The sequence below is a fragment of the Kitasatospora sp. NBC_01560 genome, assembly GCF_045208415.1.
Classification (GTDB): domain Bacteria; phylum Actinomycetota; class Actinomycetes; order Streptomycetales; family Streptomycetaceae; genus Kitasatospora.
Map to the genome: position 1 here is coordinate 573,277 of NZ_CP109364.1, position 24,046 is coordinate 597,322.

Below are 24,046 nucleotides of genomic sequence, written 5' to 3' on the forward strand. Positions count from 1 at the left end.
CACTCCGCTTCCGCCGGTTCCGGGCGCCATCGCCACCCGGGGCGGGAGACTGCCGACCGTCAGCGCTCCCCCAGCCGTCCGCACCGGACCGGCGTCAACCGGCAGCACGCAGCCTCGCAAGGCCCGCGTCGATGTCCAGGAAGTCGGGCTCCGACCCGGCCGGCACAAGGGCGAAGGTGTCCAGGAGGAATCCCGTCACGGCATCCTCCGGAACGCTGAGGACCGCCTCGCCGTCGGGGCCGCGCAGCGTGATGAGCACCTCACCGGGCGATCCGGGCCTCACCGCCACATCTCCGTCGCCGGCCGGACCACGACGACCCTCGTCCAACAGGTCGCGGCTGAAGTACCAGCACACGGCCGCGGCGCCGGTGCAGCTGCACGAGGTCAGCGGGAACGCGAGGCGCGCGGCATAGGGAAGGGCGGCGTCGAAGCGGAGCTCCGCGGCGACCGGCGCTTCGGACGGCAGGCTGTCGCGAAACGTGACGAGCACCTGCCGGACGGCAGAACTCTGCATTCAGACCTCCTCCGACGACGGCAGGCCCGCTCATGGGCTGCCCGACGACTGTGAGGCCCGACTGCCCGGTCCTCCCGCCCGCACGTCGACCGATCCGAAACCTCCACAACTCCCGCGCGTTCGGAACATCATCGGTGAGCACCCGGACCAGCGCCCCAACGCGCTGCTGCAGTCCTGGGTGGGAGGCTGACGTTCCCGTACCCGTTCAACGTGCGCACGATCCGGGTACCGCGGCGGCCCTCGCTATGCTCGGGCCGTTCGAACGAACCACCGCAGTCTGTCGAAGGACGTGGCTTGGCTTGATATCAGCGCCTGTTGAGCTGGTCGCCGTCGTCGCTGTCGCCGTGCTTGTCACCGCGTGGCTGCTCCGGGGATTCTCGCGAGGCACCACCACCGCCTCGGGCGGGCACTCCGAACCGAGCACCGCGGCGGAGGCTGAAGTTCGGGCCGAAGTTCGGACCGCGTTCCCGCCCGAAGGGCTTCTGGTCCCCGAGGACGTTCTCCGGTCCGTCGGCTCGACGTCCGGCGCGATCTGGGATGCGCTTGAGGCGGCAGCGGCGCCACTTGCTGTCGAGTACCACCCGGTCAGCGAGGCGGAGATCGCGAAGTTCCGGACCGGGCCGGTGAACGCGACGGCTCAACAGGCCATGGTCGGGATCGTGGAGGCCCTCAACCCGAAGAGCCCGACGTTGTTCCGGGTGGTGCTGCCAAAGGGTGCAGAGCTCGTCAAAGCCGCCGGAACGTCCGGGTTCAGAGGGTTCTCTCGCAGCGGCGGCGAGACGGCACATGCTGTTCTGAAGCCTGTCGCCGCCGGTGGAGCGCTCGTGGCAGGTTGGCCGGTGCTGGCCGTCGCCGGAACCGTCCTGGCCGTGGACATGCTGGCTCAACGCGAACAGAGGGCGCATCAACGCCGTGTCGTAGCCGTCCTGAGCCGCCAGGAGGAACGGGCCTACGTCGAACGGATCGCGGATCAACGGTCGGCCGATGCTCAGTTGTCCCGCGCGATCAGCCTGATACTCGACGGCGGAAAACCGAATCTCGAACTCGCCCTGAAGAGTGCGGACGACGAGTTCTACCGCTCTCAGCAGTTTCTGGAGAAGCATCGCGGCGTCGTCGACGAGCTGGTGGACGACGACGGCAAGGTCGATTTCCGGCGCCTGGAGGAGGCCCTCGGCGGCAAGGAGAAGGAGGTCGACCGGTTCATCCGGGAACTCCACCTGGCGCGAGCCGCGCTGGCGATGCGACGCAAGGCGCTGGTGACCTACGCGGCGTCGCTGGCGCTCGCGGATCCCACCAATCCTTACGCCGCACTGCGGAGGTTCGTGAAGTCCCAGGTTCATCAGTTGGAGGACGCCGATGCGGCCGCGGCCGAACTCACCGATCGCCTCACCCAGGTCGAGCTCAAGGGCCGCCGTTGGCGCGACTCCGACAAGTCGGTGGCGGAGCGGCAGGAGCGTTTCCGCGCCCAGGTCTCCCCGCCCGGAGTCGATGGCGACACCGAGATTCGCTACCTCATGACGTCGTCCGGCGAGATTCTCCAAGTCCTTCCGCCGGCCGAACACGAACCCTCGCAGCCCCCGCAGGACGAGTAGCAGGATCATCCACCGCCCCCCGCCCTGAGCGGCCCCCTCAACTGACGCCGAGCGCCCATTGCACCCGGGCCCCGACCCACGGGGCCCGGGACCTGCGGACGAGAACCTGATCCGCATCCCGGGGGATGCCCGAACTGTGGGCGTCATCCCTGCCCGCAGTTCCGGCAGACGCCACGGCGGCGCAGTTGGTACAGGTAGGTGGCTGCGCCCAGGGCGGCGCCCCAGACCACCCAGAGGGCCGCGGGACCCGTGATCCCCCAGGAGGCGGAGTCGAAGCCGCGCACCGCCATCAGGCCGGCCGGAACGAGCACGACCGCGACGAACCCGGCCGGGACGATGGCGGTCGCCGGGTGGATCGCCCGGCCCTTCCTGAACCACACCCAGCGCGGCCACACCTCGCCCCACCTGGCGACCAGCCCGTGCATCATCAGACTGCCCAGGGTCGACAGCACACCCAGCCCGAGCCCCATCTCCAGCATGTTGGGCGTGTCCTGCATCTCCTTCAGGAACCCGTCGGTGATGCCGAGCGGCCAGCCGAAGTACCAGGCGATGCGGGTCACGTCGTACGGGAGCGTCGAGAGCACGGCCAGGCAGACCGCCCGGTGCCCCCAGGTGCGCAGTTTGACGGGGTCGGTCCAGGCACCGGGGCCGTGCGGGGCCCGGCCGCAGTGCACGCACTGCCGGTTGGTGCGCCGCTGGTGGGCGAGCGTCGCGGCGACCCACAACAGGCCGCCGATGAAGACGATCACCAGGTTCCCCCGGTGCCAGTACAGGATGTCGCCCATGTCCTGTGGGCCCGGCACCCCCGTGAAGGCGAACACCAGCAGGGCCGGTGAGAACGCCAGCAGGCCGAGCAGCGAGTAGTCGGGGATCAGGAGGGTCATGGCAACACCGGCCACCCACCCGTAGGCGAGCAGGGCCCTGCGGATCCGGCCGGTCCCGAGGTTCTTCAGCATCAGAAGACCGACGACCACACCGAGGGCGCAGAACACGGCCAGCGCAGGCGCAACCACCTCGGCCCGGCTCGGCTCCAGGATCGATCCCGACGAGCGGTCCTCGTCGACCTGCGCGAAGGGGTAACCTTCCCCGCCCAGGGCCCAGTACAGCGCCGCCGCCCCGTAGAGCGCCGACCACACGACCGCCAGGTATCCGGCCCAGTCCGGCCAGCCGGACCACCAGCGCCGGCGGGGCACAACATCCGGGAACGTCTCCCCGACACGGGTGTCGGTAGTTGTGTTCGGCATCACGGACTTCCTCCGGTCCACCGCTCGAAGCGGCCTCTTCGTCGTGGGACCAAGGCTGCCGCGCCGCGCGCCCCGGCACATGTGCCGATCGGCAGGTCCAACACACCTGCCGATCGGCAGGGTCCGGCAAGGTCCGACGCGGCCGTCCGGCCGGCTGCTACCGGGTGGCGGCCCGCTCCGCGTCCTCGGCCACGGCCAGGAACCGGCACCGGCACCGGCACCGGCACCGGGTGACGGACCGCCTGGACAAGTCGCACCGCCGGACTCGCGTCCCTGCGGGCCAAGTCCTGGGCCTGCCCGCTGGGCGGTTGGAGGCGTAACTCCGGCGGCCACCTTCTTCGCAACGTCCCTGGACGAGTGGATCCGACGTGTGTGACCACGCCTCACAGCTGCGCTCGCCACTGCGTAGGGTGGGTGACCTTCGCAGCCCCGTCCCGACCTTGCAGGAGCGACGCCCGTGATTCTCGTGTCCGCCCCCGTCTTCGACGAAGTGGAACTCACTGGGTCGGCCACAGAACTGGCCCGCTTGGCAGGAGCGGTGGCCGAGGGCGAGGGCTTCATCAGCTCAGCGCCCGCGACTGCGCCGGACGGCGAGATCTTGGCGGGGGTCGAAGTCAGGGAGGCTCCGGGCCCCGGGGTGTTGATTCATCTCGACCTCCAGCGTCAGACCCTTGTGATCAGCGGCGACTCCGTCGCCAGGGCTCTCTTCGCGGACAATCTCGATGCCATGACCACCGCCATGGCTGCCGAGGACGGCGGCGGCCACCGCCACATCGACCACTTTCCCGGGCATCCGTACCTCGTCGAGGGATCCATGCCCTTGGTCGTCGGCATCCCCGGTGGAGGTCCGCCGACTCGATGAGCAGGACTGCGGTCGATGGTCATGGGCGATCAGCGAGCGCGTGACCGGTGCGCCGATCTTGTTGTTGGTTCGCCCGCCGTGTCGTTCCAGGCCCAGCTGCCCCTTGAGGGTGTCGTCGACCGACTCGATCAGCCGGCGGACCTTCTTGAGCATCGGCTCGCCGTAGCGCTTCCTCTCGCGCTTGAGGGAGGGCCGCAGCAGCTGTCGCTCTTCACGCGCAGTGCGGTCAAGGGGGTGTTCAGAGGGTGTTCAGGTCAGTCGTCACAAACCGATCCTGGACACCCTCGCCCCCTTTGACGGGGCGGAACTTCGGATCTCTCGTCTAGGGTCGCTGGGGTGACACATAGCACTGTTGACCCGGCGACGATCACGCCGGAGATGGCTGCCCGGATCCGCACGTGGCGATGCGATGAGGACTACTCCTGGCGCGCCGTGGCCCGGGCCGCGACCGACCTGTGGGGCTCCGAATGTGGCAGCAACCAGCTCTTCGGCGAAGACCTCTGCGTCGCCGCAGCGAAGCTGCTGGGCGAAAACCCCCACCGGGAACCGTGGAACTGACGCTCCTCGAACGGCTCCTCCCGGATCAGCGAGCGGACCGGATGAGGATGCCCGCGACGTACAATCCCGCCTGGAAGGCGGTGGCGGTCTTCTCACGGCGAGTGGCCGGGCCGCGCCGGTTCTTGAGGCAGTTGATGCGGCGCTCGACGGTGCTGCGCTGCTGCCCGGGAATCCGATGGGCCCCACCAGCCTGCTCGGCCAACTGCGAGCCGCCGGGGTTCCCGCTCAGCGCGGCCGAGCCTCAGCGATCCGCCACCGGAGCCGCTGATGTGTCAGCTCCATTTGGTAGCGTCCGCACGCATCCTCAGTGATCCGGACGGCCACGAGGACGAGGCCCGCGCCGAACTGAGCCTGCTCGCGGAGGAGCTCAAGAAGATCGATCCACCCGCCTTCGACGGCTGCACCGGCTTCATCTGGGCCGAGTTCCTCGACCGCTGGCTCTGGTAGTCGCCTTCGGCCGAGGTCGGCCCCGGGCGGTCACTCTTCATGACCACTTGCCGGGCTGCCCTTGAATACACGACTGAATGCACGACACCTCAACATGCGGGCCCACGACGCTCACGGGGCGTCCGGCGGTGTGCCGGGGGACGCCACGAGCGTCGCGGCACCGGGTCATGCGCGCCTGTCATCGCAGCCGCCCGGCGGACACCCCGAGACCCCGGACGAGGCCGGTAGCCGGCGCGGCGGCTACCGGCCCCAGGTCGTCCGGCCCGGACGCCCGGCCAGGACTACCCGCCCGGACGACCGACCGAAGCCCGGCGGCCGGTCGGCGTTCCTGGCCGGGCGGTCCGTCAGGGCGCCGGGACGGTGGCGAAGCGCTCGCCGCCGGTGATCCACTCGCCGCGGCGCATCACGGCCACCAGGTCGTGGGTCGCGGAGTCGACGACGACGAGGTCGGCGAGCTTTCCGGCCTCCAGCGAGCCGACCGTGCCATCGAGGCCGAGCAGCCGGGCCGGCACCGCGCAGAGCGACTCGACGGCCTGCGTCAGGGACAGACCGCTGACGGTGACCGAGCGCTTGAACGCCACGTCCAGGGTGAGCGTCGAGCCCGCGATCGAGGAGCCGTCGGTGAGCATGGCCACGCCGTTCCTGACCTCGACCTGGAGCGGGCCGAGCGGGTAGAGGCCGTCGCCCATGCCGGCCGCACCCATCGCGTCGGTGATCAGGGCGACCCGCGAGGCGCCCGCGGTGCCGTAGGCGAGGTCCAGCACCGAGGGGTGCAGGTGCACGCCGTCGTTGATCAGCTCGACGGTGACCCGCTCGTCCTCCAGCAGCGCCACGATCGGGCCCGGCGCGCGGTGGGCGATGCCGGGCATCGCGTTGAACAGGTGGGTCGCGACGCTCGCCCCCGCCTCGATCGCCTCCAGCGTCTTCGCGTAGTCGGAGTCGGTGTGACCGACCGCGGCGATCACCCCGAGCTCGGCGAGCATCCGCACCGACTCCAGGCCGCCGGGCAGCTCCGGCGCGAGGGTGACCATCTTCGCGTGGCCGCGCGCCGCGTCGACCAGCTTGCGCACCAGCGCCGGGTCCGGGTCGCGCAGCAGGTCCGGCCGGTGCGCGCCGCACCGGTTGTGGGAGATGAACGGGCCCTCGAAGTGGATGCCGGCCAGCACGCCGTCCTCGACCAGCTCGGACAGCACGTGGGCCTGCCGGGCCACCTCGTCGATCTCACCGGTCACCGTCGAGGCGACGGTGGTGGTGGTGCCGTGCTCCAGGTGGGTCCGGGCGGCGCGCAGCGCCTCCTCGGCGATCCCGGACGCGTACGAGGCACCGCCGCCGCCGTGCACGTGCAGGTCCACGAAACCGGGCAGCACGGTGTACCCGGCCAGGTCGAGATCACCCGCACCGGCCGCACCACCACCATCCGCACCGGCCGCACCGGCCGCGGCGTCGGTGACGCCCGTGACGGCGGCGATCCGGGTGCCGTCGACCACCAGCCGGCCGTTCTCCACCACCCCGCCCGGCAGCACGAGCCGGGCCCCGGCCAGGACAGTGCCCCGCGGCAGCGCCGCTGATTCGATACGCGCGGCAGTCACGCGGTCACCTCCGGAACCGCTCTGCGCAGCCGCAGAAGCGTGAGTGAAATTGATCGATGCATGACCATCTTAGTCATCTCCGAGCACCATCCTTCCGCGGCAACCGGACCGTCCGGCTGCCCGACCCAACTGGTACCCAGCTGAGTCGGCCGCCGACCCGGCTAGACTCGGCACATGCTCAAAGCTGATCGCGCCGCCCGCATCCTCACGCACGTCACCGAAGCGGGGAGTGCCGATGTGCACGCGCTCGCGGAATTGCTGGGCGTCTCGACCGCGACCGTCCGGCGCGATCTCCAGGAGCTCCACGAACAGGGCCTGCTGCACCGCACCCGGGGCGGCGCCGTCACCGGATCGGTCAACCTCGAACTGCCGCTGCGCCACCGCAGCGAGAAGCAGCGCGAGGAGAAGCGCCGGATCGCCCAGGCCGCGGCCGAGCTCGTCCCGGACGGCGCGGTGGTCGGCCTGAGCGGCGGCACCACCACCAGCGAGCTCGCCCGGGTGCTCGCCGAGCGCAGCGGCCTCACCGTCGTCACCAACGCCGTCAACATCGCGGCCGACCTGATCGTCCGCCCCGAGGTGCGCCTCGTGGTGATCGGCGGCATCGCCCGCACGGCCAGCTACGAACTGGTCGGCCCGGCCGCCGACCGGATGCTGTCGCAGTACCACCTGGACATCGCCTTCATCGGGGTGGACGGCCTGACGGCCGAGGAGGGTTGCACCACCCACGACGAGATGGAGGCCCAGACCGACCGCGCGTTCCTGCGCAGCAGCGCCCGGTCGGTCGTGCTCGCCGACAGCAGCAAGGCCGGCCGGGTCACCTTCGCCCGGATCTGCCCGCTCTCCGACGTCCACGACCTGGTGACGGACACCGGCCTGACGGACGCCCAGCAGAAGTCCTTCACCAACTGCGGGGTCAAGGTCCGCCGGGCCTGACCGCGGCGGGCGTGCCCCGCCCCCCGGCCCTCCGGCCCCGCCCCCCCGGTCCCAGCTCACGGCTCACGGCTCACGGCTCTTCGACCGACGGCGACTGCGCCGCCGGTCGCGGGGCCGTCAGGCCTTCACACCGCCCGCCGTGAGGTCGGTCCGCCAGAACCGCTGCAGCAGCAGGAAGGCCACCACCAGCGGGAGGACGGAGACCAGCGAGCCGGTGACCACCAGGTTGTACGGGGTGTGGTCCTTGAGGCCGTTCCAGTAGAACAGGCCGAGGTTGACCGGCCAGAGCTTCTGGTCGGAGAGCGTGACCAGCGGCAGGAAGAAGTTGTTCCAGATGGTGGTGAACTGGAACAGGAAGACGGTCACCAGCGCCGGCGAGAAGATCCTCAGCACCACGGTGAAGAAGATCCGGAACTCCCCCGCGCCGTCCAGCCGGGCGGCCTCCAGGATCTCGTCCGGGACGGACGCGGTGGCGTAGATCCGGCTCAGGTAGACACCGAACGGGCTGATCATGCTGGGGAGCAGGACCGCCCAGACGGTGTTGACCAGGTGGGCCTTCGAGAGCAGCAGGTAGACCGGCAGGGCCAGCAGCGGCGCCGGCACCAGGACCGCCGCAAGGATGGTGTTGAACACCGCCTCGCGGCCCCGGAAGCGGTACTTGGAGAGGGCGTAGCCGGCCATCGCGGCGAGCAGGGTAGCCCCGAGGGCGCCGACCCCGGCGTACAGCACGGTGTTGACCAGCCAGCGGAAGTAGAGCCCGCCGTTGGCGGTGGCGAGTTCGTGGAGGTTGTCCCCGAGGTGGGGGGTGGCGAACCAGAAGCCCCCGCTGCCGAAGAGGTCGCTGCTGCTCTTGGTGGAGGCCACCAGCAGCCACCAGGCGGGTAGCAGGAAGTAGGCGGAGAGCACGAACAGCACGGCGGTGCCGAGGACGTTGGGGCGCGGGCGCCGGACGGGCGCCGGTCGGGGCGGTCCGGCGGGCCGGGTGGCGGCCGGGCCGCCGGCGGGGCGGCGGCGGAGGTCGATGGTGCTCATGCGGTCACCCGGTTTCCGGTGACGCGCACCGAGAGGCGCAGGAAGGCGAAGGACAGGGCGCAGGTGGCGAGGGCCAGCAGGACGGCGATGGCGGCGGCCTTGCCGTAGTCGTTGTTGCCGAAGGCCGCGTTGTACGCCGCCATGTTGGGGGTGTAGTCGGCGGAGACGGTCGAGGCCAGCGAGTGCAGCACCATCGGCTCGGTGAAGAGCTGGAGGGTGCCGATGATGGAGAAGATCCCGGTCAGCACCAGGGCCGGCGCGACCAGGGGGATCTTGATGTGCCAGGCCGTCCGCCAGGGGCCGGCGCCGTCGAGGTCGGCGGCCTCGTAGAGCTCGCCGGGGATGGCCTGCAGGGCGGAGAGGATGACCAGCATGTTGTAGCCGGTCCACGTCCAGGTGACGATGTTGGCCATCGACCAGAGCACGGTGTCCGAGGAGAGGAAGTCGGCCTCGATGCCGATGTCCTTCAGTCCGGCCACCAGCGGGCTGCTGCCGGGCAGGTAGAGGAAGGCCCAGAGGATGGTGGCCACCACGCCGGGGATCGCGTAGGGCAGGAAGTAGGCGAGCCGGAAGAACCGGCGCAGCCGGGTGCCCTTGGCGTCGATCAGCAGGGCCAGGCCGAGCGCCAGACCGAGCATCAGCGGGACCTGCACCGCACCGAACAGCAGCACCCGCCCGATGCCGGCCAGGAAGGAGCCGTCACCGAGCGCCGCGGTGTAGTTGTCGAGCCCCGCGAAGACCGTCCGGGCCGGGCCGAAGCCCAGGCCCGAGCGCTCGATCCGGAACAGGCTCTGCCAGACCGCGTAGCCGATCGGCAGCAGGAACAGGGCGGTGAAGAGCAGGCCGAAGGGGAGCAGGAAGCCGAGGGCGGCGCGGTTGCGGGCCGGCCCCCGTCGGGCGGGGGTGGCCGTCGGGCCGCTGCGGCCCCTCACCACCGGGGTTGCTGCGCTCATCAGGGTTCTCTTTCGTACCGGTGTCGGACGGTGCGCCCGCCGGCGGGGCGGGCCGTCGGCGGGCGGTGGGCCGGGGGAACGGGGTGGCGGGAGGGGCGACGGACGGGCGGGCGGAGCGGGCCTGCTCGCCGGCCCGTCCGGCCCCCGGGTCAGCCGGTGGTGACGGTCAGGCCCTTGGACTTCATCGCATCCACCGTCTTGCTCTGCACCGTGCCCAGGGCCCCGGTCAGGCTGCTGTGCGAGCCGACGGCCGCGCCGAAGGCGTCGGTGAGGTCGCTGGCGGTCTGGGTCATGGTGGGGCCCCAGTTCCAGCCGGGGGCCTGCACCGCGGCCTGCTTGAAGACGTCGAAGACCGGCTGGTTGCCGAAGTACGCGCTCGGCCGGGCCAGGGCCGGGACGGCGGCGCCGGCGGTGGAGGCGGGGTAGATGCCGGCCTTCTCCACGAGCGTGCCGACGGCGGCGGGGTCCGTGCTCATCCAGTTGGCGAAGCGCAGCGCCGCCGCGGCGTTCTTGCAGCCCTTGACGACCGCGGTGGCCGAACCGCCGTCGTTGCCGACCGCCCTGGTGCCGTTCTGCCACTGCGGCATCGGGGCGACGGCCCACTTGCCGGCGGCCTGCGCCGCGTTCTGTTCGAGGATCGAGGAGAACCAGACCGGGCCCGGGTAGGCGGCGAGGGTGCCGTCCTGAAGGTCCTTGTAGAGGTCCGGGGTGAAGCTCTGCTCGGACTTGACCAGGCCCTTGTCCACCAGGTCGTGCCAGTACCCGGCGACCTTGGCGGTGCCCGGGTCGCTCGCGAGCGAGACCTTCCAGCCCTTGCTGTCGGTGCCGAACCAGCTGCCCCCGGCCTGGGCGGACATGCCGGCGAACCACCACGGGTCGTCCGGGCTGAAGACGCTCAGGTAGCCGTTCGGGTCGGCGGCGTGCACCTTGGCGGCGTCGGCGGCGAACTCCTCCCAGGTGGCCTGCGGCTTGAGCCCGTAGCGCTCGTAGAGGTCGGTGCGGTAGTAGAGGGCCATCGGGCCCACGTCGACCGGGATGCCGTACACCTGGCCGCCGACCTTGACGGCGTTCCAGGCGCCGTCGCCGTACTGCGACCGGTACTGGTCGGCCTCCTTGCCGACCTCCTGGACGGCACCCTCGACCACGAAGCTGGGCAGCGACTCGTAACCGACCTGGGCGAGGCAGGGCGCGTTGCCGGCCTTGACGGCCGCGAAGATCTTGGCGTAGCCGCCCTTGCTGCCGGGCACCGTCTTCTCGAACGTGACGTGGACGTCCGGGTGCGCCGCGTTGAACTGGGCCACCGCCTCCTCGTAGCCGGGCGCCCAGCCCCAGAAGGTGACCTCGGCGGGGCCGCCGGCGCCCGACCCTCCGTCACCGGAGCCGCCGGAGCCGCCCGAACCGCAGGCCGCGAGGGCGGCGAGCAGGGGCAGGGCCGTGGCGGCGGCCAGCAGGCGGGTGCGGATTCGTGTCTTCGCCATCGATCTGGTCCTTTGCGTGTGCGGGGGCCTCGGCCGGCGCGGCGCAGCGCGGGTGGGTGGCGGCTGCGCGGGTGGGTCCGGGCGGTGGGGGCGAGGGGGTGGGGTGCTCGGCTCCGGAGGGTGGGAGCCGGCGGGGTCGGGGCGGGCGGCCGGGCCGGGCGCCCGGTACGGCGGTCCGGCGCCCGGGGCGGCGGTCAGGTCCGTCGGCCCGCCTCCTGCTCGTGGCCGCTGGTTGCTCTTAGCTGTTCATTTCTGATGATTATTGTTCAGAATCGAGCATCTGCCTAGGGGGAAGGGAGCACGAAGCGGTCTCGTTTTCGACACGGACCTCGGCCGATGCCGGCCACGAGCGGTGTCAGCCGAGGTCGGGCTCGGGCCCCAGGTGCACGACGGGGGCGGCGCAGTGGTCGAGTTCGAGGACGGTGAGTTCGTTCGTCCCGCTGCGCAGGAGCGGCCACGGCAGGTAGAGGGTGCGCTGGGGGCCGCGGTCCCAGTAGCGGCCGAGCAGGAAGCCGTTGACCCAGACGTAGCCCTTGGTCCAGCCCGGCAGGGCGAGGTGGCCGTCGGCCGGCTCCGCGATCTCGAAGGTGCCGCGATGGAAGGCCGGAACGGGCCCGCCCGCCGGCACCGCCGCGGCGTCCGCCACCGCAGGCGCCGCCGCGCCCCAGGGCAGCCGGCCGGGCGTTCCGTCGTCCAGCGGCACCGGGTCTGCCGTCCAGCCGTGCAGGTACTGCCGGTTGTGCAGGACGCCGGTGATGCCCTTGCGGTCGCCCAGCCCCGCCCCGTAGTTGACCCGGCCCATCGACTCGACCAGGAGCTCCAGCACGGCCGTCGGCCCGGGCACCGCGACCGGCAACGGCTCGTGCCCGGCGTCGCGCTCCAGGGTGGCGCGGTGGACGCCGTCGACCCGGACGTGCGCCCGGTCGGCGAGCCCCTCGACGGTCAGCGGGTGGTCGGTGCGCGGGCCGGGGACGCCGGTCCGGTAACGCACCAGGCCGTGCGCCAGGCCGAGCTCCTCGAAGGAGAGCGGCACCGGGGAGTGCACCGGCCCGGTGGACAGGCCGTCGAGGACGTCGTCCAGCGGCAGCGAGCGGTCGAGCTCGATCCGGCGCCGGGCCAGCGGGGCCGGGAGCTCCTCGGGCTCGGGCAGCGCGCCATCGGCGTACTCGGCCAGCACCTCCCGGAACGCCCAGTACTTCGCGGTGGGGGCGCCGCGCTCGTCCAGCGGGGCGTCGTAGTCGTAGGAGGTGACGGTCGGCTGGTAGCCCCGGCCGGTGACCGGGTCGGCGGTGTTGGCCCCGGCCCAGGTGCCGAAGTTGGTGCCGCCGTGGGCCATGTAGAGGTTGACGGACGCCCCGGCCTCCAGGATCTCCCGCAGGGCGGCCGCGGCGTCCTGCGCCGGGCGGGTGGTGTGCCGCTCCCCCCAGTGGTCGAACCAGCCGTTCCAGAACTCCATGCACATCGGCGGGTCCTGCGGGCGGTGGCGGCGCAGCTCGGCGAAGGCCTCGCCGGCCCGGCTGCCGAAGTTGACGGTGGCCAGGTGGCCGGGGAGCGTGCCGCCGGTGAGGAAGAAGTCCTCGGGCCCGTCGGAGGTGCAGAGCGGGACGTCGATCCCGCGGGCCCGCAGGCCGTCCGCGAGGTGGGCGAGGTAGGCCCGGTCGGTGCCGTAGGAGCCGTACTCGTTCTCGATCTGGACGAGCAGGACGTTTCCGCCGCGGGTGGTCTGGTGGGCGGCCAGCAGGGGGACGAGCGTGTCGTACCAGCGGTCGACGTGGGCGAGGAAGCGCGGGTCGGCGGTGCGCAGCGCGACATCGCGGCCGGCCGGCAGCCACCAGGGCAGGCCGCCGTTCTCCCACTCGGCGCAGATGTAGGGGCTCGGGCGGACGATCGCGTACAGCCCGGCGTCCGCGGCGGCGCGCAGGAAGGCGCCGAGGTCGGCGGCTCCGGCGAAGTCGTGGCGGTCGGGGAGCGGTTGGTGCAGGTTCCAGGGGACGTACGTCTCGACGGTGTTCAGGCCCATCGCGCGGAGCCTGCGCAGGTGGCCGGGCCACTGCTCGGGCCGGCTGCGGAAGTAGTGCAGGGCTCCGGACAGCAGGCGCAGCGGGCGCCCATCAAGGGTGAAGCCGGTCGGGGAGATCTCCAGCATGGACGGTCGACGCCTCCGTCGTGATCGGTGCGGCCGTGCGGCCGGCCTCGTGGCCGCGTGCACGGTGGGATGCACGGCCGCGTGCACGGCCGGATGCATGGCCGAGTGGGTGGCCGGACGTGCTCTGTTCCGGCTTGATTCAAGCAGTTTCGAACACCACGGGGAACCCTGTTTGCTCATTTGTTGCGCGTGCCTGTTGACATTTGTGCGTTTAGGGGCCGGATACTGCATCACACTGCAGAGCCCTCCGGCTCCGGTCACCCGCACAGCGAAGGAGACCTCGTGTCCGCCCCACCTCGCAGAGCGCTCGCCGCCCTCCTCGCCCCCACCCTCCTCGCCCCGGCGTTCCTCGCGCTCGGCGCCGTCGCCCCGCCCGCCGCCTCCGCCGCCCCACGGCCGGCCGCGCCATCCGCCGTCGGCACCGCCGCCCCGGGCACCGCCGCCCCGGGCACCGCCGCCGCGTCCTCCCCTGCCGCCGCCACGTACACGGTCGGCGTCGGCACCCCCGTCCGCTACGCCCACCCCACCGACACCCCCGCCGTCCCGTACGTCGACAAGGACGGCTCGTTCTGGTTCCAGCAGTCCGCCGCGCTGTACGGCGCGACCGACCCGCGGTACTGGGACTTCTTCACCGGGACCGACTTCGACACCGCCACCCGGTCGAGTGCGGTCAGCAACGCGGCCGACCCCGCCAACCCCGCCGACCGGAACAACGACACCACCTGGCGCTGCAACAACAGCCCCACCGGCCGCACCGCGAGCGCCGCCCCCGCCGGCTCCTCGTACGCGCAGAAGAACTTCTGCGACCTCTCCGGGGTCTGGGTCGACCCCGACACCGGTGACTGGTACGGGCTGGTCCACAACGAGTTCACCCCGCAGCCCTTCGGCGACGGCCTCCACTTCGACGCCGTCGACTACGCGGTCTCCACCGACCAGGGCCGCACGTGGGCCATCAAGGACCACGTCCTCACCTCGCCGTACAGCACGGTGCGCGGCGACACCGCGGCCTTCCCCCAGCAGACCTACGACTACGGCGACGGCGACCAGCGGCTGTTCGTCGACACCGCCTCGGGCTACTTCTACGTCTTCTACGGCTCGCGGATCGTCGAGAAGAACGGCGGCTGGAAGGCCTTCCACGAGCACGTCGCCCGCGCGCCGATCTCCGCCAAGATGGCGCCCGGCTCCTGGCAGAAGTGGTACGACGGCGCGTGGTCCCAGCCCGGGGTCGGCGGCCGGGAGAGCAACATGGTGCCCACCGACACCGCCCACCCGACCGGCTACACCCCGGCGGCCGGCGAGTACGACCCGGCCAACGCCGGCACCGTGGCCCAGCAGGTCGCGGCCGGGAAGATGCCCCCCACCTCGCCGCTCTTCGTCATGGACATCACCTACAACGCCTACCTGGGGCTGTACATCGGCGAGCCGCAGGCCGTCGACCAGAGCGGGAACGCCCCCCAGCAGTACTACGCCACCGACGACCTGGCCACCCAGAAGTGGTACCCGATCGGTGACACCGGGAGCTACCGCACGGCCTCCTGGTACCGCTGGTACCTCGACGGCGCGAACCGGACCAGCTCCGCGATCGTCGGCAGGACCTTCCGCTCCTACTGCGCGTTCGGCTGCTCGGGCGGCGCGTCCGGCGAGTACGTGAACGTGACGATCGGCAGCTCCGCCCCCGCCGCTCCCCCGGTCGACCTCGGCCGGGCCTACCGGATCGGCAACGCCGACGGCCGGGTGCTTGCCCAGGCCACCGCCGGCTCCGCCACCACCTCGCTGGCGGCGGCCACCGGCTCGGCCCTGGAGTCCTGGAGCTTCGCGGCGAACGGCGACGGCTCGTACCGGATCGCCAACACCGCCACCGGCCGGCTGCTGGGCGTCGACTCCTCGGCCGCCGCCGGCCGGGCCTGGGGCGCCCGCCCCACCGTGACCGCCGCCGGCACCGACGGGCCCGGCGTCGGCCAGCAGTGGTTCGTCATCCGGGGCAGCTCCGCCACCGGCTCGGCCACCGGCACCGTCCGCCTGGTCAACCGCTACAGCGGCCTGGTGCTCGGCCTCTCCGCGGCCGGCGGCCGGCCGGCCGAGACCACCCCGGCCCGGAGCTGGACCGACATCACCGGCAGCCAGGTCGGCGGTGCCCGCAGCGCCGCCGAGCAGACCCTCACCCTGACCCCCACCGGCCCCGTCACCGACCCGCCCCTCGACGGCACCCACAGCCTGGCCGCCGCCGGCAAGGCCCTCGACAACCCGGGTCACTCCACCGGCCAGGGCACCCAGCTGGTCACCTGGACGCCCAACGGCGGCACCAACCAGTCCTGGACCTTCACCCGGCAGTCCGACGGCGGCTACCGGATCGCCAACGCCGAGTCCGGCCTCTGCATGGACGTCAGCGGCGGCTCCACCACCGCCGGCGCCCAGGTGATCCAGTGGGCCTGCACCGGCGGCAGCAATCAGCGCTGGCTGGTCACCCCGGTCGGCGGGGGGTACCGGATCGCCTCGGCGAAGAGCGGCCTGCTGCTGACCACCGCGTCCACCGCCGACGGCGCCAAGGTCACCCAACAGGCCGACAGCGGATCGGCGCTCCAGCTCTGGACGACCGGGTGACCACTCCCCGCCGGTCGGCCGCCGCCCGGTCGACAGGCACGCCGGTCTGACCGGCGCGGCCACCTGCGGCCCGGCGTCGCGCGGGGCGGATCCTGCGTGCGGCATACGCACGATCCGCCCCGTACAAGGCCCCCGTCGCCCGGCTGCCGCCACCCGTACGGCAGAATGTCCGGCGGGCGGGAGCCGCACGGGCACCCGCCGAACGGGGAAACGAGAAGCGGATGAGGCGTCCGGCCATGGTGGCGGCAATCGGTGTGCTGGCCGCGACGGCGGCACTGGCCGGCTGCGGGAGCGTACGCGCCGACGGCACGGCCGCGGCAGGCGGCACGGCCACCACCGCCGCACCCACCGCGGTCGCGGCCACCACCGCCGGCGCGACCGCGAGCAGCACGTACGACTACGCGGAGCAGGCCCGCAAGGCCGTCGCCGAGCACGACCGGCTCTTCCCCCAGGTGGCGGCGCTCGGGTGCAGCTCCGCCCGCCCGAGCCCGTCCGGGAGCAGCACGACCGGCGCACCGCTCGACCCGGAGGCGGCCAAGCACGCCGAGAACTCCGGGTTCAAGCAGCAGATCACGATGAGCGCCGAGGCCGGCTGCCGCGGCGAGGCGCACAGCGCCCTCATCACGACCGCCCTCAAGGCCGGCACCGCCGGAGCAGCGCTGGGCGAGCAGGAGCTGGCCGGCCTGCTGGAGTCGCTCGGCTACCCGCGCACCGGCACCACGGTGCGCACCGTCGGCGGCACGGTCTTCTTCGACCTGGTCGTCCCCGGCACCGGCCCCTGCGTCAGCGGGCAGATCGACACCGCCGTCAAGGTGGCGGCCCACGGCCCCTACCAGGAGGGCGGCTGCACCGAGCCCAGGGGCGGCCACTGAGCCCGAAGGGCCACTGCACCGGCCGGCCCGGCCCCGCGCACCGGTCGCCCCTGTCGAAGGGCTCCGCCGGTCGGGCCTGAACGAAATTGACTGTTCGTCAGATCATCGACACCACACCGGCATTGATCCTCTCACGACAACGGCCCGGCACGCGCCGGGCCTTAGCACGAACGGGCGGCGGTGTGCGGCGCTTTCGCGCGGAGACCCCTCGCATGGGCGAAACGGGCGCGGGCGAGGGTACGGCGAGCCCGGGGCGCGGTAGACCTGGTGCCGGTACCACCCCGGCCGGTGAAGCGCAGGCCCCCCGCCGGCGAGGGTGCCCACCCCTGTCGTCGAGAACGTTCCGATTCGTTTGAGGATGCTGATGCTTCGTGCTGGATCGTCACCCAGAGGCCGGCGCTCCGCTCCCGTCCTGGTGTGGCTGCTGCCCACGGTGATGACGGCGGCGACCGCCGTGGTCGCCGCGGCGGTCTCTTCCGCCGGTGCCCGGGCGGGAGTTGTCTGGTGCGGGGTGGTGGGAACCGCGGCGGTGGCCGTGGTGGCCGCAGAGGCCGCGCGCCGGGGGCGTGCGCTGATGGCCCTGCGTGACCGGTACACCCGCCGGGAGAGCGAACTGCACGCCCGGCTGGCCCGGCAGGAGTCCGAGACGGCCCGACTCGCCCGCGAGCAGCTTCCCGAGGCGGTGGCCCGTCTCCAGCGCGGCGAGCCCGTCGGCGAGGTGCTGCGCCGGTACGAGTCCCAGGACGCCGTCGTGGGGCCGCAGTTCGAGGCCGCCCGGCAGGCCGTGCTGCGCACCGTGCTGGAAGCGGTCGACAACGAGGAGGGCATGCGCGAGTCCGCCCAGCGGGCGTTCGTGAACATCGCCCGCCGGGTGCAGGCGATCGTCCACCGGCAGGCCCAGGACCTGCGCGACATGGAGGACCGGCACGGCACCGACCCGGCCGTCTTCGAGGACCTGCTGACCCTCGACCACGGCAACGCCCTGATCGGCCGGCTCGCCGACAGCATCGCCGTCCTCGGCGGCGCCCGCCCCGGCCGCCAGTGGAGCCGGGCCGTGCCGCTGTACAGCGTGCTGCGCGGCGGGATGTCGCGCATCCAGGAGTACCGGCGGATCGAGCTGCACCCGGTGTCCGAGGTCGCCGTGGTCGGCCCCACCGTCGAGCCGCTCATCCACGCCGTCGCCGAACTGCTCGACAACGCCACCCGCTACTCCCCGCCGCAGACCAACGTGCACGTGACCGCCGTCGAGGTGCAGACGGGGATCGCGATCGAGATCGAGGACGGCGGCCTCAGCCTGAGCGAGGAGGGCCGGGCCCGCGCCGAGCGGATGCTCCGCGAGGCGCAGGCCGGCATCGACCTCAACGACCTCGGCGAGACCCCGCGGCTCGGCCTGGCGGTGGTCGGCCGCCTGGCCCAGGCCTACGGCTTCCAGGTGTCGCTGCGGCACTCCGCCTACGGCGGTGTGCGCGCCGTGCTGATCGTTCCGCAGGAGTCCATCACCACCGCCCCGGCGACCGGCCGGGCCCACGGCATCGGCATCACCGCCGGGCCCCGTCCGGAGTCCGACTCCCGACCGGCCGGCGGGCTCCCGCCGGCGGGCAACGGCCGTGCGGCCGGCGGCCCGCAGCCGTGGGGCTCGCGGACGGTACCCGCCGCCGGGTCGTCGTTCGGGTCCTCCGTCGGGACGTCGTTCGGCTCCGCCTCCGGCTCCTCCGCCGGTTCGCCCTCCGCGTCGTCGTACGGCTCCCCGTCCTACGGGTCCTCCTCGTACGACTCCGCGTCGACCGGGTCCGGACCGGCCGGATCCTCGTCCTACGGCTCGTCGTACGGCTCGTCCTACGGCTCCTCGTCGACCGGGTCGTCCGCCGGATCCCCGTCCGCCTCCGCCGGGCGCTCCGCGGCGGCCGGCGCGCGGCCGGGACCGGCCGAGGACGACATCCCGATCGTCACCGAGTGGACCACCAACGGCCTGCCGCAGCGCCGTCGGCACGCCGCGCCCTCCCGGGCCCGGGCCGCGAGGGCCCCCGAACCGGCCAAGGAGCCGGTCGAGCCCGGCCTGTGGCTGGCCGCGTTCACCGAGGGAGTGAACGGCCAGACCCCGTCCACCGGCGCGGCCGGCCACACCACCGAAGAGTCGGCAGAAAAGGGCGAGCAGTGATTCAGCAGCGCACCAACATGGACTGGATGCTCAAGGACCTCGCGGAGAGCGTCCCGTACACCCGTCACGTCATCGTGCTCTCCGCCGACGGCCTGCGGATCGCGCAGCACGGCACCGAGCCGGACGCCGCCGACCGGCTGGCCGCCGCCTGTGCCGGCCTGCAGAGCCTGGCCGCCGCCGTCGGCCAGGAGTTCCCGCACGGCGACGGGCGGATGAGACTGGTCGTCATCGAGATCGGCGGCGGCTTCTTCTACCTGATGGCCGCCGGCGCCCGGGCCTACCTCGCCGTGCTCGCCGACGAGGGAGTGGACGCCGGGCTGATGGGCCAGCGGATGCGCGATCTGGTCGCCCGGATCGGCGAGCACCTCACCACGCCCCCGCGCAACGGCGGGCAGGCCGCATGAGCGCTACCGACCGGGACTGGGACGACGGCAACCCCGAGCGGCTCTACGTGATCACCCGAGGCCGCAGCGGCCACTCCGAGCAGACCACGTTCGACCTGGTCGCGCTCATCGTCGCCCGCTCGGAACCGAACCCCGCCATGCAGCCCGAGCACGCGGCGATCCTGCGGATCTGCGGTTCGCCGCTCTCCGTCGCCGAGATCTCCGCCTACCTGCGGCTGCCGGTGAGCGCCGTGACCGTCCTGCTCGCCGATCTCCTCGACGAGCAGCGGATCGAAGCCCGCGCCTGCATCCCGCAGGCCATCCTCCCCGATCGCGCCCTGTTGGAGGCGGTGATGCATGGACTCCAGAGACTGTGACACGTTGACGGGCCCGCCCGTCGCGGACCTGCTGCCGGCGACCGCCACCATGGCGGTCAAGGTGGTGATCGTCGGCGGCTTCGGCGTCGGCAAGACCACCATGGTCGGCTCGGTCAGCGAGATCCGCCCGCTGACCACCGAGGAGACGATGACCCAGGCCGGCGCGGGCGTCGACGACCTGGCCGGGATCGAGCGCAAGACCTCGACCACCGTCGCGATGGACTTCGGCCGGATCAGCATCAACGAGGAGCTGGTGCTCTACCTGTTCGGCACCCCCGGGCAGGAGCGGTTCTGGTTCCTCTGGAACGGCCTGTTCGAAGGTGCGCTGGGTGCGGTCGTGCTGGTCGACACCCGCCGGCTGGAGGTCAGTTTCGAGGTCATCGGACGGCTGGAGGACCGCGGCGTGCCCTTCGTGGTGGCCGTCAACACGTTCCCCGAGGCGCCGGCCTACCCCACCGAGGAGCTGCGCGCCGCCCTCGACCTGCCCGCCGACGTGCCGATCGTCGCCTGCGACGCCCGGACGCGGGGGTCCAGCCGGGACACCCTGCTGGCGCTGATGCACCACCTGTACAGCCTGTCGGCCCCGCCCGGCGGGTGACTCCCGCCCCCCGCCACTCCGCCACTCCTCCCCGACCCGACCCGACCCGACCTGCCCCGCCCCGCCCCGCCCCGCGCCCACCGCGCCGCGCCGACCCCGGAGCCACCGTGACCACCCCGTTCACCGACGACGCCTCTTCCACCCCACCGCCCGGCTGCCCCGCCCACCTGCCCGGCGCCGACGGCCCCGGCCCGCAGGGCCTCGGGGCGTTCGGCCACGGCTCGCACGGTCTCGGGGCCCCTGGCCTCCGGCGGCTCTACGGGCCGGAGGCCGAGGCCGACCCGGCCGGCCTCTACGAGAAGCTCCGCGCCGAACACGGCGAGGTGGCGCCCGTCCTCCTGCACGGCGACCTCCCCGCCTGGCTGATCCTCGGCCACTCGGCGAACCTCACCGCCATGCGCACGCCCTCCCGCTTCTCCCGGGACTCCCGCCGCTGGACGGCGTTCCAGAACGGCCTGGTCGGCGCCGACTCGCCACTGATGCCGGTGATCGCCTGGCAGCCGCTCTGCGTCTTCGCCGACGGCGCGGAGCACAAGCGCCTGCGCGGCGCCGTCACCGACAGCCTCAACCGCTTCGACCGGCGCGGGGTCCGCCGCTACGTCACCCGCTTCACCGACCAGCTCGTCGCGGAGTTCGGCCCGAGCGGGCGGGCCGAACTGGTCTCCCAGTTCGCCGAGCACCTGCCCATGCTGGTGATGACCCAACTGGTCGGCATGCCCGAGGAGTACGGCCCCCGGCTGGTCGAGGCCGCCCGCGACCTGATGAAGGGCACCGAGACGGCCGTCGCCAGCAACGACTACGTCGTGGCCACGCTGCGCCGCATGATGGAACGCAAGCGGGTGTCCCCCGGCGGCGACCTCGTCTCCTGGCTGATGCAGCACCACGCCGGGCTCAGCGACGACGAGGTCCTGGAGCACCTGCGGGTCGTGCTGCTCGCCGCCAACGAGACGACGGTCAACCTGATCGCGGACACGCTGAAGCTGGTCCTCACCGACCACCGCTTCCGCGCCCACCTGTCCGGCGGTCACATGACCCTGCCCGAAGCCCTGGACCAGGTCCTCTGGGACTCCGCACCGATGTCGCTGGTGGCGGGGCGCTGGGCCACCGGCGACACCGAACTCGGCGGCCAGCAGATCAGGACCGGCGACATGCTGCTGCTCGGCCTCGCGGCGGGCAACGTCGATCCCGTCGTCCGCCCCGACCTCCGCAAGCCGCTCCACGGCAACCGCTCGCACCTCGCCTTCGGCGGCGGCCCGCACGAGTGCCCCGGCCAGGACATCGGCCGGGCCATCGCGGAGACCGGCATCGACATCCTGCTGACCCGCCTGCCCGACCTCCGGCTCGCCGTCCCGGAGGAGGAGCTGACCTGGACGTCGGCCTGGATCTCCCGGCACCTGGTCGGCCTGCCGGTGGAGTTCACCCCGCGCACCGCACCGGCCGAGCCCGCACCCGGCACCACCCCGGTCGTGCCCGCCACGCCGTCCACCCCGCCGCCGGCCGCCGCGCCCGTCCCACCGGCCGGGCCGCCCGCGGGCCCGGCCTTCGCCGCACCCGTGCCCCGGCAGCGCCGCGGCTGGTGGCACACGCTCACCGGGCTGTTCCGACGCTGAGCACGCCCGGCGGTCACCGAGCGCCCGCGCTTGACCGCAGCGGACAGCCCCAGCCCCGTGAGGGATCGCAGCAGAGGGCCTAGCTGTCGCCTCGGTGTCCGGCGCGGACCACCGCCAACCCGCCGACCCTGGTCGTGATGCCGGCCGGTCCGCGTCGGGCCGAGGCGAGCACGCTGGCCGGCCGGCCGAGGGTGTCCCCCTGCTCCACCTCGATCGCGACCGTCTCCGCCCCCGTCGTGTCGAGCAGGTGGGCGGCCAGGCAGCCGGTGCTGTTGGCATTGGCGACGTCCTCGTCGACACCGATCGCCGGCGCGAACATCCGCGCCGCGCCCGGCCGGTCGCCCACCGGCGGCACGTACACGAAACAACCGAGGAGCCCGTACCGGCGGCAGGCCGCTGCCAGCCTGCCGAGGTGCGGGTGGACTCGGAGCAGCGCCGACCGGTCGTGGACCGGTACCAGCATGCGCGGTGCGCCGGGCGAGGCGATCCGCGGCGCGTCGGTCGGATGCAGGTCGTCCGCGGTGAGCGCGAGCGCGGCGACGATCGCGGTGCGCTCGTCCGGTGCCGGGTGACGCAGCGCGACGAGGCCCTGGTCGAACCAGACCTCGATGCCGGCGGGGCGGCGGATCGCGACGGTGTCGAACGTGCGCCCGCCGGTGTACTGGCGGTCGTTCAGCTCGCCCAGCGCGGTGCGGGCCAGCCGGACGGCCTGCGCGGCCACGGTGCCGTGGCCGCAGCCGGACAGTTCGGCGGTGGCGGTGAAGAACCGGACCGGCCGGCCACCGTCCGGCGTCCGCTCCGGGCCGAGGAACGCCGCGTGCGAGGTGCCGGCCGCAGCGGCGACCGCACGCCGGTCCGCGTCCGTCGCCGCCGGGTCGTCGTCGGTGACGGCCGTGGGGCTGCCGCCCCGGCCGTCGCGCCGCACGCACGCATCAACCACCGTGACATCCGCCCAGGACATCGGCCCACCTCCGACGCTCAACGAACCGGCCACCACGAACAGCGTTCCGCCGATGGCCGGACGTGCCCGCAGCGGCCGACCGAACGCGTCCCGGAGCGTACCGTCCTGCCTCGGCCGGTGCCATCCTGCACCGGACGGTGGATGCCGACCGCACCGCCGCCGGCGTGGTCGGCGACCTCGGCGGCCACCCGCCGGCCTTGCGGGGATGCCCGTCAACGGCGTCTCCCAGGCTCGGGCGCCGCCTGCCCGGAGCTCCGGCCGACGGCCTCCGGGCGGGCCCTCGGGCGCGGCGCTCCCGGCCGCCGTCACCGCCTTGGGTACCGTCGCTGCTCGTGGAGGAGACCCGACGGCCCGTCAGCGAGCCCGCCCGTCCGCCCGGGCCGGGCGCAGCCGCGCACGGACACCCCCGGCGACCGGAGCCCCTGCGGGCGGAGCCGGCCGCCGGCGTGCCCGAGCGGGTCTGGTACGCGGCGTACGGCTCGAACATGCAGGCCGACCGGTTGGCCTGCTACCTCCGCGGGGGCCGCCCGCCGGGCGCGGCCCGGACGTACCCGGGCTGCCGGGACGGCACTCCGCCCGCCCGGAGCGTGCCCGTCCTGCTGCCCGGGGCGCTCTACTTCGCCCTGGAGTCGGCGGTCTGGGGCGGCGGTGTGGCCTTCTACGACCCCGCCGGTACGGGCGAACTCCCGGCCCGCGCCCACCTGATCGGCGTCGGACAGTTCAGCGACATCGCGGCGCAGGAGAGGCACCGCTCCCCCGGCGCCGACCTCGCGCTGGACGAGGCCGTCCGGACCGGCCGCCAACAGCTGGGCCGCGGCCCGTACGGGACGCTGGTCTGCCCCGGCTCGCTCGACGGCCTCCCGGTGCTGACGCTCACTGCCGCGTGGCCGCCTGGCCGCGCCCCGCTCAATGCCCCGGGTGCCGCCTACCTGCGCCTCGTCGCCGCCGGTCTGGCCGAGGCCCACGGATGGAGTCCACGCCGGGCGGCCGCCTATCTCGCCGCCCGCCCGGGCGCAGCCGGGCACTGGACCACCGCCACGCTGCTGCGGCAGCTCGCCGGGGCCTGAGCCACGGACCTGCCGGCCGTGGCGGCGGAGCCGGGTCGGCCCGGCCCACGCGGGTGCTGGTCCGCTGGACG

Annotated in this window: 20 protein-coding genes and 1 pseudogene; 12 read left to right on the forward strand and 9 right to left on the reverse strand. The window is 73.1% G+C overall.

Annotated elements, in window-relative coordinates:
* Positions 1-94: 94 nt before the first annotated feature.
* Positions 95-514 carry an SsgA family sporulation/cell division regulator gene (locus OH807_RS02335; RefSeq protein WP_406193215.1) on the reverse strand — a complete coding sequence of 140 codons (420 nt, stop codon included), beginning with the start codon at positions 512-514 and terminating at the stop codon, positions 95-97.
* A 299-nt stretch (positions 515-813) separates the two neighbouring features.
* On the opposite strand from OH807_RS02335, the gene OH807_RS02340 reads away from it, so the two are divergent.
* Entirely contained in the window at positions 814-2,106 is a 1,293-nt protein-coding gene (locus OH807_RS02340; RefSeq protein ID WP_406193218.1) for a hypothetical protein, read from the forward strand.
* A gap of 143 nt (positions 2,107-2,249) precedes the next feature.
* Here OH807_RS02340 and OH807_RS02345 read toward each other — a convergent pair whose 3' ends face one another.
* A complete protein-coding gene (locus tag OH807_RS02345; protein ID WP_406193221.1) occupies positions 2,250-3,350 on the reverse strand; it encodes an NYN domain-containing protein in 1,101 nt (366 codons plus the stop codon).
* An 877-nt stretch (positions 3,351-4,227) separates the two neighbouring features.
* Positions 4,228-4,413 (reverse strand): annotated as a pseudogene (locus OH807_RS02350) (IS982 family transposase); the annotation flags it as partial.
* Between the two features lie 135 nt (positions 4,414-4,548).
* Here OH807_RS02350 and OH807_RS02355 point away from each other — a divergent pair.
* Positions 4,549-4,770: a hypothetical protein gene (locus OH807_RS02355; RefSeq protein WP_406193224.1), complete on the forward strand. Its 222-nt coding sequence runs from the start codon at positions 4,549-4,551 to the stop codon at positions 4,768-4,770.
* A gap of 267 nt (positions 4,771-5,037) precedes the next feature.
* Complete coding sequence (locus tag OH807_RS02360) at positions 5,038-5,217, forward strand: hypothetical protein (RefSeq protein WP_406193227.1); 180 nt, start codon at positions 5,038-5,040, stop codon at positions 5,215-5,217.
* A 344-nt stretch (positions 5,218-5,561) separates the two neighbouring features.
* Here the strand turns inward: OH807_RS02360 and nagA are convergent, their stop codons facing one another.
* Positions 5,562-6,806 carry an N-acetylglucosamine-6-phosphate deacetylase gene (gene nagA, locus OH807_RS02365; protein WP_406193230.1) on the reverse strand — a complete coding sequence of 415 codons (1,245 nt, stop codon included), beginning with the start codon at positions 6,804-6,806 and terminating at the stop codon, positions 5,562-5,564.
* A gap of 174 nt (positions 6,807-6,980) precedes the next feature.
* On the opposite strand from nagA, the gene OH807_RS02370 reads away from it, so the two are divergent.
* Positions 6,981-7,739 (forward strand): DeoR/GlpR family DNA-binding transcription regulator, encoded by a 759-nt coding sequence (locus tag OH807_RS02370; RefSeq protein WP_406193233.1) that lies wholly within the window; start codon positions 6,981-6,983, stop codon positions 7,737-7,739.
* Between the two features lie 117 nt (positions 7,740-7,856).
* Here the strand turns inward: OH807_RS02370 and OH807_RS02375 are convergent, their stop codons facing one another.
* From OH807_RS02375 to OH807_RS02390, 4 genes are all read right to left on the reverse strand, one after another.
* Positions 7,857-8,771 carry a carbohydrate ABC transporter permease gene (locus OH807_RS02375; RefSeq protein ID WP_406193236.1) on the reverse strand — a complete coding sequence of 305 codons (915 nt, stop codon included), beginning with the start codon at positions 8,769-8,771 and terminating at the stop codon, positions 7,857-7,859.
* On the reverse strand, positions 8,768-9,724 hold the full coding sequence (locus OH807_RS02380) for a carbohydrate ABC transporter permease (RefSeq protein ID WP_406193239.1): 957 nt from the start codon (positions 9,722-9,724) through the stop codon (positions 8,768-8,770). Before OH807_RS02380 ends, OH807_RS02375 begins: the two co-directional genes overlap by 4 nt.
* 149 nt (positions 9,725-9,873) lie before the next feature.
* On the reverse strand, positions 9,874-11,202 hold the full coding sequence (locus OH807_RS02385; RefSeq protein WP_406193242.1) for an extracellular solute-binding protein: 1,329 nt from the start codon (positions 11,200-11,202) through the stop codon (positions 9,874-9,876).
* Positions 11,203-11,557: 355 nt separating this feature from the next.
* Entirely contained in the window at positions 11,558-13,348 is a 1,791-nt protein-coding gene (locus OH807_RS02390; protein WP_406193245.1) for a glycoside hydrolase family 35 protein, read from the reverse strand.
* A gap of 282 nt (positions 13,349-13,630) precedes the next feature.
* On the opposite strand from OH807_RS02390, the gene OH807_RS02395 reads away from it, so the two are divergent.
* The 7 genes from OH807_RS02395 (at position 13,631) to OH807_RS02425 (ending at position 21,947) form a co-directional block, all read left to right on the forward strand.
* Entirely contained in the window at positions 13,631-15,949 is a 2,319-nt protein-coding gene (locus tag OH807_RS02395) for an RICIN domain-containing protein (RefSeq protein ID WP_406193248.1), read from the forward strand.
* Positions 15,950-16,185: 236 nt separating this feature from the next.
* A complete protein-coding gene (locus tag OH807_RS02400) occupies positions 16,186-16,821 on the forward strand; it encodes a hypothetical protein (RefSeq protein ID WP_406193251.1) in 636 nt (211 codons plus the stop codon).
* A 364-nt stretch (positions 16,822-17,185) separates the two neighbouring features.
* On the forward strand, positions 17,186-18,979 hold the full coding sequence (locus OH807_RS02405; protein ID WP_406193254.1) for an ATP-binding protein: 1,794 nt from the start codon (positions 17,186-17,188) through the stop codon (positions 18,977-18,979).
* Entirely contained in the window at positions 18,976-19,383 is a 408-nt protein-coding gene (locus OH807_RS02410) for a roadblock/LC7 domain-containing protein (protein WP_406193257.1), read from the forward strand. Before OH807_RS02405 ends, OH807_RS02410 begins: the two co-directional genes overlap by 4 nt.
* Entirely contained in the window at positions 19,380-19,739 is a 360-nt protein-coding gene (locus OH807_RS02415; RefSeq protein ID WP_406193260.1) for a DUF742 domain-containing protein, read from the forward strand. Before OH807_RS02410 ends, OH807_RS02415 begins: the two co-directional genes overlap by 4 nt.
* Positions 19,720-20,337: a GTP-binding protein gene (locus OH807_RS02420; protein WP_406193263.1), complete on the forward strand. Its 618-nt coding sequence runs from the start codon at positions 19,720-19,722 to the stop codon at positions 20,335-20,337. Before OH807_RS02415 ends, OH807_RS02420 begins: the two co-directional genes overlap by 20 nt.
* 107 nt (positions 20,338-20,444) lie before the next feature.
* The gene (locus OH807_RS02425; protein WP_406193266.1) at positions 20,445-21,947 is read left to right on the forward strand and encodes a cytochrome P450; all 1,503 of its coding nucleotides are present in this window, start codon (positions 20,445-20,447) and stop codon (positions 21,945-21,947) included.
* A 79-nt stretch (positions 21,948-22,026) separates the two neighbouring features.
* On the opposite strand, the gene OH807_RS02430 is transcribed toward OH807_RS02425, so the two are convergent.
* Positions 22,027-22,908, reverse strand: a complete 882-nt coding sequence (locus tag OH807_RS02430) for a PhzF family phenazine biosynthesis protein (RefSeq protein ID WP_406193268.1) — start codon at positions 22,906-22,908, stop codon at positions 22,027-22,029.
* A 332-nt stretch (positions 22,909-23,240) separates the two neighbouring features.
* Between OH807_RS02430 and OH807_RS02435 the strand changes: the two genes are divergently transcribed.
* Complete coding sequence (locus OH807_RS02435) at positions 23,241-23,975, forward strand: histone deacetylase (protein ID WP_406193271.1); 735 nt, start codon at positions 23,241-23,243, stop codon at positions 23,973-23,975.
* The last annotated feature ends 71 nt before the right edge of the window (positions 23,976-24,046 follow it).

Excerpts from the sequence above, each read along its gene's own strand:
- OH807_RS02335 (WP_406193215.1), bottom strand. The coding sequence starts at position 514 with ATGCAGAGTTCTGCCGTCCGGCAGGTGCTCGTCACGTTTCGCGACAGC.
- OH807_RS02345 (WP_406193221.1), bottom strand. The coding sequence starts at position 3,350 with ATGCCGAACACAACTACCGACACCCGTGTCGGGGAGACGTTCCCGGAT.
- OH807_RS02360 (WP_406193227.1), top strand. The coding sequence starts at position 5,038 with ATGTGTCAGCTCCATTTGGTAGCGTCCGCACGCATCCTCAGTGATCCG.
- OH807_RS02370 (WP_406193233.1), top strand. The coding sequence starts at position 6,981 with ATGCTCAAAGCTGATCGCGCCGCCCGCATCCTCACGCACGTCACCGAA.
- OH807_RS02375 (WP_406193236.1), bottom strand. The coding sequence starts at position 8,771 with ATGAGCACCATCGACCTCCGCCGCCGCCCCGCCGGCGGCCCGGCCGCC.
- OH807_RS02380 (WP_406193239.1), bottom strand. The coding sequence starts at position 9,724 with ATGAGCGCAGCAACCCCGGTGGTGAGGGGCCGCAGCGGCCCGACGGCC.
- OH807_RS02385 (WP_406193242.1), bottom strand. The coding sequence starts at position 11,202 with ATGGCGAAGACACGAATCCGCACCCGCCTGCTGGCCGCCGCCACGGCC.
- OH807_RS02390 (WP_406193245.1), bottom strand. The coding sequence starts at position 13,348 with ATGCTGGAGATCTCCCCGACCGGCTTCACCCTTGATGGGCGCCCGCTG.
- OH807_RS02400 (WP_406193251.1), top strand. The coding sequence starts at position 16,186 with ATGGTGGCGGCAATCGGTGTGCTGGCCGCGACGGCGGCACTGGCCGGC.
- OH807_RS02405 (WP_406193254.1), top strand. The coding sequence starts at position 17,186 with ATGCTTCGTGCTGGATCGTCACCCAGAGGCCGGCGCTCCGCTCCCGTC.
- OH807_RS02415 (WP_406193260.1), top strand. The coding sequence starts at position 19,380 with ATGAGCGCTACCGACCGGGACTGGGACGACGGCAACCCCGAGCGGCTC.
- OH807_RS02420 (WP_406193263.1), top strand. The coding sequence starts at position 19,720 with ATGGACTCCAGAGACTGTGACACGTTGACGGGCCCGCCCGTCGCGGAC.
- OH807_RS02430 (WP_406193268.1), bottom strand. The coding sequence starts at position 22,908 with ATGTCCTGGGCGGATGTCACGGTGGTTGATGCGTGCGTGCGGCGCGAC.